Here is a 9260-nt window from a genome sequence, read left to right on the forward strand (position 1 = left end):
GCCTGGAACAGATGCGTGTCCGTACCGCCGCTGCCCGCGCCGCCGTCCTGCCACCCACCTCGCCCCTGCACCAACCACCTGCACCCGGCAGCCACCGGCCTCACTACCAACGTCCCTCGAACCACTGAGACAGGACCGCGGGGACTGCCACGCGACTGCAGTCGATCAAGGTATGCCCGAGACGAATACTTCCGATATCCCCCGGCGGGGATTCGCAAGGGACTTGAGCCCCAGGCAGCCTCGGACACAGGCTTGACGGCCCCGTCCCTGACGCGAGGGGGTCGGCCGGCGTAAGGCGTAGGGCACCCCGCTGGAGGCGGGGCACGGTATGCGTCTGACGAATACTTCGAGAGCGCGTGCGGACGGTTCAAGTATTCGCGGGACGCGTACTGTGCGCTGAGTGGGCGGAAGGGCCGGTTCCCGGAGTTCGCAGCGTATTCGTCTCACGAATGCTTCTGTCGATGCCTGTACGTGAGCGACGCCAAGGAACAGCTCGGGGAGCATGCGTGTGGAGACTCCTGCGCCCGGCATATATGCCTCCTGGCGGCATGTATGCCAGGCGCAGGACCGGTGGCTGCAGAGGCACTCACCTCGAAGCCGATGCCACCGTTGCTGCGACGTGGGGAGTGTCGGTCGGCCGGAGGCGGTCTGGCTGGGGTAGACGTCGGAGAATGCGCGCTTCCGGCAGTGGTGAGGTTTATTCGTTCGCTGTGGACTATGCGGCGGTCTTCCGCGCGATCCTGGGCTCAGCGCTGCTCCTGACGCCGGATCTGGTCTTGGTGGATGCCAACCAGGCTTTCCTGGAGGCGTGCGATCGCTCTCGCGAGGAGTTGGTGGGCTTTTCGGTGTTCGATGTGTTCCGGCGGGATCCGCAGGACCCCGTGGCCCGGGGCATCCGGCTTCGCGCGTGCGTGGAGTGAGTGCTCGCGACACGGGAGCTGATACCAAGGTGCTGTGCTGGTACGACCTTCCGGTGCCTGGCCGTCGGCCGGGGCGCTTTGAGGAGCGTTACTGGAGCTTGGTCACCGCACCGGTCCTTGGCCCAGATGGCCAGGTCGTTCTGATCATTTCGCAGGTGAGGGATGTCACCGGGCTGGTCCGTTCCCGTGTTGCTCTGGACAACGGCGAGACGCTGAGCAGAGCGGAGACCATGACCGCCGCGCTGCTGGCGCGGTCCCGGGCACTCCAGAAGCGCAACGAAAGCCTGCGGCTGATCTACCGCCCCCGTTTCCACCTGCCCTTCAAAGGGGCACGCAAGAGCTTCGCGTGGACCGATTACCGCGACTTGGCCGTCCGGACCCACCTCCAGCTCGGCGGCCCGGTCGTGCTCGTGTGGGACAACTTGAACACCCACCTGGCCGCCGGCATGAAGCAGTACGCGGCCGACCACGACTGGCTCACCGTCTTCCAACTACCCAGTTACGCGCCCGACCTCAACCCGGTGGAAGGCATCTGGTCGCTCCTACGGCGCGGACCGATGGCCAACACCGCGTTCACCGATCCCGACCACCTCACCCAGACCCTCCGGCGCGGCCTGCGACACATCCAGCTCAGACCCGGCCTCATCAACGGCTGCCTCGCCGGCACCGGCCTGACCATTACCCCACCGACCCCGACCTGAAAACCTCAGTAACGCGTTGACCACGAGGGTGGCGTCCTGTCTGGAGTCGATCGACCAGCCCACGATCTTGCGGCTGAACGCGTCCAGGACCGCCGCGCAGTACACCCACCCTTCTGTGGTGAGGTGTTGCGTGATGTCGGTGACCCACAGCTCGTTGGCACGCAGCCGATGGAACTTCCGGTTGACCAGGTCATCGGCGGTGACGACACCCCGCAGGCGCTTGATCCGCACCGGTCCGGGCAGCCCGTAGATCCCGGCCTGTGTCATCAGGACCGACACGGTCATCGAGCACACCTGGATGCCCATGCCCAAGGTGAGCTCGGCGTGGACGCGGTGGTAGCCGTAGGTGCCGCGTGAGGCGACGTGGACCTCCCGGATCAGCCCGGTCAGCCGTCGAAGTGCGCTGTCACCAAACCTGCTGACCAGCCCATTTAACTCCACAGTACGGGACGATAGAAGCTTACTGACTGCTCATCCGGAACGAAAGACCCGTAAATTCTATGGAGAGCCTTCAGTCGCGGCTAGATTGCGACAGAGAACAATTCACTCTGATTTGGGAGGATTCGTGCTCAAGCGACGAGCGATCGCCGTCATCGCATTGGCCGTGATGGCCACAGCCGGAATGGCAACCAGTGCGAGTGCGGCTAGTGGGAATACTGTGAGAGTGGGACCTGGCAGTCCTACTTCTCTGACAACTGTATTGTTCGTCCCGCCTGTCCAAGGATACGGTGGCGAATATGACACTGAAGAAGAATGCTATGTTCAGGGCGTAATAAAGAGGAACACCGGCAGCTGGAACTCCTTTAGTTGCAAGGGGCCCAATGAGAACAATAAGTGGGACCTCATACTCTATCTCTTCCCCGAGTGATCTTACGGCTTGCCCGCCATGAAGACAGGGCCCCTGCCAGCTCGTAGTTGTCGAAGCCCATGAGCAACAGGAGGTCCGTTTACCCCAGTCTTCTGTGTTGCTGCCTGCTGATTCTCGGCCCTCCCTGCCGTGTGGTCGCCTCGTGCACGTGGATGGCAACGCGGCTGATCGTCCACACCATATTCGGTGCTATCCGTCGGACCTGACGGACGTCGACTGGGCGGTGGTGCGGGACCTGCCCTCGGTGCCGGAGTGGCTGGAGGGCAGGGGCGGCCAGCCGGAAGGCTACTGACACCGGCAGATGATCGACGCCATGGTCGCCGCGGGCATCACCCACCAGGTGATGCCCGCGAAGGGGTCTTGACCCCGGGTCCTGGACACGGGTTATGCGGCTTTGGTCAGCGCAGTTGTTGTTTGGAATGCTCGCTTGTAGGCGATCGGGCTGCGGTGTCCGAGGCTGGAGTGGCGTTGGATGTGTTGTACCGGTGCAGCCAGCGGAAGAGGTCGAGGTGGGCGTCGCGTTCGGTGTCTCATGCCCGGCGGCCTTGGAGGGTTTCCCGTCTGCAGGTCGCGTTGAATGATTCGGCGAGTGCATTGTCCGCGCTGGAGCCGACCGCGCCCGACACAGCCAGCGTCCTGACCTTCATGCCCCAATGCTCGACGGACTCTTGGTCGTCATTGTTCAATGCCCTCCCGACCAGGAGGACTCGCTGCCTCGATCACGCCAGCGCGTCGAGCCACTGCGGGCGGCCTCAGAGGTGTGCGATGCGGCTGTGGACGAGCCTTGTGTGCTCGTCGATCGACCACCGGCCCGCCGAAGAGTCCCTCTATGCTTGCCAGGTCGCTGCGGCCTACATGCACGCCTCGGGCGAGGGCATCGACCCCCCCATACGGCGCGCTGGTGGAACTGGTCCGCGACATCCAGTCCGGCAAGGCCAACGTCTATCAGGCAGGCGACCACATCCGCTCCTGGCGCATGTGACGGCGGCGCGAGGTTCTCTCTGGTCTTCCTGGGGCTCACCGGCGGCGGCCGACGGCCCAGTCCGGATCGCGTACGGGCGCCGGCGCTCGCGTTTTCCTCCACCCGTTCCGGCGTCAGCGTGGCGGCCCTGCTCCGTTGATTCCCGACCCATGCCCCGAGACGGATCTCCCCGTGCAAGCCGGCTGAAATGAGACGACTCCATCCGGGCGAGGCGGTGATCCGGACAGCGGCCAGCCACCGCCACACCGTCCGCTCCGACTTCCCAACGCTTGTGCCACCAGGTGCACATGCGCGGTCGTCAGCTCTCCACGGCTGTCAAGGTCCAGCAACCGGGGCATCGCAGCCGCACGCCCCGACGCCAGCGGGAACACGGCCATCGGAGAGTCTCCGGGATCCTCGCCGTGGCTTCCCGGCATGTGCGGCCCCCTCCGCCGAGTACTGGACCGCACGGCTTGCCGTCCTGCTCCAGGTATCCCAGCCCTTCGGCACCCAACTGACCGGAATCGGCATACGACTGACACGAACCATCGTCACCCAGTAAGCCGTGTCCGCGTAAGTGAGTGTTTGACATCCCTGGTCGTACGGCCCGGCCGTCGGGATGCTGGGGGTTATGGCCTCTGGTGGGGTGGTTCGAAGGTATTGCGGGGAGTGTGGGGCCGCTGCCGCCGACGAAGTCGGCGGCAGCGGTGTTCTGTTCGGGTAGGTGCAGGTCGCGGCGGTGGCGAGCGTTGGAGCAGGCCCGCCGGCGGGTGGCGGCGATGCAGCGTGGGGACGAAGTGACGTGTCCGGTCTGCGGCCGTGGATGGACGGCGGGGGTTGAACATCGGCGCTCGGCGGTGTTCTGTTCTTCGCGGTGCCGCACGCGGGCCTGGCGGGAGAAGGCGTCACGGAATTCCGTCACGGTGACGCCATAGCCGAACGCTGCTTCCGCCCCAGTGGACCCGCCTGTTCTGCACAGGGTCGGGCAGCTTCCCGCTTCACCAGGCGGCAGGCGCGAAACAGAGGCGTGCGAGGCGCGGGCTGGAGCCTGGCGGACTTCAGCCGGGCACTGCGCGCCCAGCACGTGTGGGCCGGCTACCCCACCCCCGGAGAGATGGAGCGGATGGCAGGCCCCGGCGAACTGCCGAGCAGCACCACCCGCCGCGTCATCAGCGGCAGCACTCTGCCCGTCGACCCCCAGCAGACCCTGGCCTTTCTGAAAGCCTGCTACGTGGTCACCGCCAGCGACCACGAACCGTGGCTCGCTGCAGCGCTGCGGGCCTTCCAGAACAGCCCGTCGCACGCGAAGGACACCAAGACCTGGGCCAAGGCCCATGACAAGCTGCGCACCCACGTCGGCCGGGAAGCCACGTCGCCGCCTCGCTCGACTCTGCGGTCGGACTCTGTTCGGGCATGGACACGACACATCGGGGTGCGCGGAGCCTGCACAGACTGGGTCGATTCAGCCTGTGAACCCGGTGTTCGCATCGGGAATGCCCCGTGACCTGTCGGCGGGTCACGGCGTGGCTGGCCGTCGCCGGGTCTCCTGGCGACGGCCGTGCCCTCCCAATCAGCGCTGATACTTGAGTCGGGGCCCGCCGATGTGAGTCGAAGCCGTTCAGTATCGGAGTCAGCTCATCAATTCTGTTCTTGCGGCGCCTGTATGTCGCGGATGAGTGAGCGCAGGTTGAGGTGAACTGACGCGCGCGGGGCGGCGAGTGACCTGTCGGCGTTCTGGAGGAAGCGGCCGGTCTTCTTCTCCGCGACGACGTAGTCGGCATAGCCCGCAGCACAGGCGAGATAGAACAAGTCGTTCAGGTCGTTGTTGACCCACCTGTCCGACGCGTTGCGCAAGCGGGCCTGTGTGACCTCCAGCACCCCTCCGTTGAAGGGCAGGCTGGTGAAGAAGCCGACCGCCTTCTCAGGTTGCAGGTGGGCGGAGAGTTCCTCGTTGCTGATGCCTGCGAGCATGCATGCTTGAGCGATCTCCACTTTCAGATCGTCCATCATGTACATGGCCGTCACCATGCGCATGTCGCGCTCCGCTGGATGGTCTCGGAGGGACTGGGCGAGCGTGGCCGGGGCCGCGGCCCACCGCTCGATAACCGCGTTCGTGACGTCCAGATCCTCCTTCGAGAGAGTCTCCTCCAGGAGGCTGCTCGCCCAGGCTGCGCGCCAGAATTGGTCAGCCATCCAGGGCTGCACGGGCCTAGTGACCGCGAGGCCGATGGCAGGCGCGTAGTCGAAGAACGGCGAGTTCGCTGCGGTGGTGAAGACATCCTTCGCAGTCAGCGTCAGCCCGCTAAAAGCACCGACGAACTCGTACCGCCGCACAACCAGCGGGTTGAGCATGTGCCACCCGCCATAAGCGTCCAGCATGGCCTGGGCGAGGTGGCGGCGGCGGTCCCTCGTGCCGGCGTGGGCGGTCTCGACCAGGTGGGCCATGGACAGCGGCAATCGGACCTGCCCCGACGCGACGAGCCCCCACAACGTGTCAGCAGCCTGGCGCTCCTCGGCAACCTGGATCTTCTCCGGCGCGACACGCGCCCGGGCCATCGTGACCCAGTGGTTCTGATCCAGATAGACGACCTTGGACATCACGCCTCGCTCCTGAAGTATCCGGCACATCCCGCACCGCCCTGCGAAGACCAGACCGCCCAGACCAACGCCAGGTTGTACGCGGACCTTGCTGCGCTACGCCCGCGCCAACGACCCGACCTTTCTCAGCCTGGTCAACAAGCACGACGCCGAACTCCTTGCCCGCCATGTCCGTAGACGATCAGCGCGGCGTTCTGCGCTGCTACACAGCCCACTCCACTCCCAACCCGGCGAGTGCGCGGAGCTGCTCGGCGTCGAGCTTGTCGCGGCGTGCTTTCTGGTTCCCGATCCAGATGCCGGTGCGGTGCTCCGTTCCATCGGGGAAGACCTCGACGTGGCCCCGGCTGGGCATCACGCCCTCCCTCTCGACGTACTGCGCCAGAGCCTCCAAGCCCTTCTGGAAGGCCGCACCACTCTTGCCCGACCCGGCGGACGCCGTGCCGGCCTTCGCGGGCTCCTTGCGGGGTCGTACGGCCGGTTTCACGCCCGCCTCGACCAGCCGCCGCCGCTGCTCCTCGTTGTGCCGGCCCCAGTCCCGTTGCTGGCGTGCGAGCCAGCGTCCGATGTCGTCACCGTGGTGCGTTACCCCGGGCACGATCTCCTCGAGGCCGGCACCGCCCACGAGGAGCACGCGCAGGCCGGTGTAGTGGCGTTGCCAGTCCACGGTCCACCCCAACCCTCCCGGATTCCAGTCCGGGTCGATCGCGGCCAGCTGCTCGGCGCGCCGAGCAGCTCGCTCGGGGTCTTTGCCGAGTCCGTCGGGCCGGCGGAGGTTGGTGAGCCATTGCCCGACGGGTTTGTCGAGGGCGGTGGCGTGGCGGGGTGCGGCCAGGGTGCCGGCCTGTGCGTGGTAGGCGCGGGCGGCGGCGAGGTTCTCGGCGAACGCCGTGTCGGCGGTGTCCCAGATCATGCCGAGCTCCTCGAGCTCGTTGGCCCGGGTGCTGGACATGGTCCCGGCCCGGTAGGACCGCCGTTGGTCGGACAGCCACCGGCCCAGTGGGTAGGCGCCTTCGGTGTGTTCGTAGGGCACGTCCAGGGAGCCCTCGCGGTCGAAGTAGCGGCGTGCGGTGTCGTAGCCGCGGGTCCAGTCCTGGCGTTCGGTGTCGAGGATCTGGAACTTGACCCACTTCGCGATCATCACGGGGTCTCTGGGAGCGGCGAACCTGAGCAGCAGCCGTGACTCCTCTTCACCGTCTTCCGGTTCCGGACCGATGGTCTGCGACGGATCAACGGCCTGCTTCTGGCTCTCCTGCGGAATAGTGAGCATCTCGATGGCACGCTCATCATGCGCCCTGAGCCCTTCAAGAACTTTCACCAAGGGGCGGTACGAGGAGGAAGTGAACATGTCTTCCGGCTGCTCACCCCGCGCCAGAAACACAGGCACGATCAAAGTGGCGATCTTGCCCTGTCCGGGTTTCTGACGCAGCGCCCGGCCGATAGCCTGCACGATATCAACCGCCGACCCCTTCGGGTCCAAAAGCGCCACCGAATCCACCGCCCGGATATCAACGCCCTCGCCCAGCACACGGCAGTTCGACAGCACCGCACGCCCGGCCCGGCGCCCGAAGTCGGAGAGCACCTGGCGTCGGTGGCCCATCTCGTGTTCCCCGCACAACCAGTTCGCCCACACGCGTTGCGGGTACCTCTCCGGATCCGACGCATGCAACCGCTGCGCCACCCGCGGCAGCCCCGTCGCGAACGCGGACGCTTCTATCGTCCGGTGATGGAACGTGATGGTGGTCTGCAGGTCATGGACCGCCATCGTCTCCAGCAGCGCGGCCTGCAATGCCCCCATCCGCTCACCCCGCAGCTGCTCCTCGCGTCGTTCCTCGCCAGTCAGGCGGGCTGGAGTGACGACGGGGTCTGCCAATTCGACGACCACGATCTGATAGCGCGCCAGAAGCCCCCGGGACACGGCTGATGCGAGCGAGAGCTCGTACACGACAGGCCCGTAGATCTCGGGGTCGTCCATGGAGCACGCGAGCTCGCGTGGCAGCCGGTCCCACCCCTCGAACCGTTCCCCGGTCTCCGACACGGCCCGCTCGATCTTCCGGGGTGGGTGTTCTTTCCAGATGCGGGGTGTGGCGGTCATGTAGAGCCGGCGCATGGCGGGGATCACGCCCTGGTCGTGGATGGCAGCCCACGCCTTCCCCATCGCCCCGCTGGTCCGGTGCGCCTCGTCCACGACCACGAGGTCGAAGACGTCCATGGGAAGCCCGTACGCGCCTTCGTGTGCTTCGGCCAGCACTGGCAGGGAGGCGTAGGTGGCGTAGACGGTGACGGGTCCGCGGCCGTGCCAGAGCGCCAGTTGCGGCGGGCTGGTCGTGGAACGCACATCCAGGTCCCACAGATGCGGGTCGTCATCCAGCGAACACACCGCCACCGCCGGCCCCGTGTGCCCGGCTGATCGCCATTCGCGCACGGTCTGGGTCAGCAGGTCCAGGGTCGGCAGCAGCACGAGAACCCGGCCGCTACGGGCGAGCCGCAGTGCGGAGTGCGCGGCGATGAGGGTCTTTCCCGTACCGCACGCCGCCACCACCGTGGCCCGCAGACCATTACGTGGAATCAGCTTCCCCGGAGGGATATCAAGACCACGCACCACAGCGTCAACTGCTTCAACCTGATGAGGCCGAAGCACAATCTTTTCTGTGCTCGTCATATCCGTACTCCAGAATTCACGGGAGGGGTGGCAGGTCCTGACGGAGGGGGTAGCGGTTTCCTCGGGATGCTACACACTGCATCCCGTGATGCATCATCATGGTGATGTGCGGGCATCACTCTAGCGCAACAGGGTCCGACGGGTGGGGTTTTGGGATAGGCTCTGCATGTGCTGAGTGTGCCTCAGGAAGTGAAGGGTCATCATGCACTGGATGGAGCGAAGCGGAGTCCGGTGCGCTCCATCCGACAGGGCCGGCCGCCGGATCAGGGTGACGGCACGTCACCGGGTGGGGGTGGTCGTTTCTTCGGGATGCTACACAGGCCTGCGCTGATACACCCTCACCCCGTAGCCAGCCGTTCCGGCGAAGCCGGAACCAGGGCGAGGGAGCGAAGCGGACACGCCTGCCTGTCAGGAATTTAAGCGAAGCGTAATTCCAATTCCCGTGCGAAGCACGGGAATTAAGGCGTGAAACGCCGTCAACAAATTGCGAAGCAATTTGTCACGCGGTGCGAAGCACCGCGTTTCGCTTGCACAGCGCGCAGCGCTGTGGTAC

General features: G+C 65.9%; 5 protein-coding genes and 2 pseudogenes. 3 read left to right on the plus strand and 4 right to left on the minus strand.

The features are described 5' to 3' along the window. Nucleotides 1–671: 671 nt before the first annotated feature. Both OG963_RS44225 and OG963_RS44230 read left to right on the plus strand, forming a co-directional pair. Nucleotides 672–920 (plus strand): PAS domain-containing protein, encoded by a 249-nt coding sequence (locus OG963_RS44225; protein WP_371800425.1) that lies wholly within the window; start codon nt 672–674, stop codon nt 918–920. A 230-nt stretch (nt 921–1150) separates the two neighbouring features. Further along, nucleotides 1151–1621, plus strand: coding sequence for a transposase (locus OG963_RS44230; RefSeq protein ID WP_371800429.1), 471 nt, complete (start codon nt 1151–1153; stop codon nt 1619–1621). 9 nt (nt 1622–1630) lie between these two features. On the opposite strand, the pseudogene OG963_RS44235 reads toward OG963_RS44230, so the two are convergent. Both OG963_RS44235 and OG963_RS44240 read right to left on the minus strand, forming a co-directional pair. Further along, nucleotides 1631–2017: pseudogene (locus OG963_RS44235) on the minus strand (DDE-type integrase/transposase/recombinase); the annotation flags it as partial. A 1526-nt stretch (nt 2018–3543) separates the two neighbouring features. Continuing rightward, a pseudogene (locus OG963_RS44240) lies at nt 3544–3639 on the minus strand (helicase); the annotation flags it as partial. Between the two features lie 838 nt (nt 3640–4477). Between OG963_RS44240 and OG963_RS44245 the strand changes: the two are divergent. Further along, nucleotides 4478–4954, plus strand: coding sequence for a hypothetical protein (locus OG963_RS44245; protein WP_371800426.1), 477 nt, complete (start codon nt 4478–4480; stop codon nt 4952–4954). A 134-nt stretch (nt 4955–5088) separates the two neighbouring features. Here the strand turns inward: OG963_RS44245 and OG963_RS44250 are convergent, their stop codons facing one another. Both OG963_RS44250 and OG963_RS44255 read right to left on the minus strand, forming a co-directional pair. After that, complete coding sequence (locus tag OG963_RS44250) at nt 5089–6048, minus strand: hypothetical protein (RefSeq protein WP_371800427.1); 960 nt, start codon at nt 6046–6048, stop codon at nt 5089–5091. A 202-nt stretch (nt 6049–6250) separates the two neighbouring features. Beyond that, entirely contained in the window at nt 6251–8707 is a 2457-nt protein-coding gene (locus OG963_RS44255; protein WP_371800428.1) for a Helicase associated domain protein, read from the minus strand. Between the last annotated feature and the right edge of the window lie 553 nt (nt 8708–9260).

The sequence above is a fragment of the Streptomyces sp. NBC_01707 genome (genome assembly GCF_041438805.1).
Classification (GTDB): Bacteria; Actinomycetota; Actinomycetes; order Streptomycetales; family Streptomycetaceae; genus Streptomyces.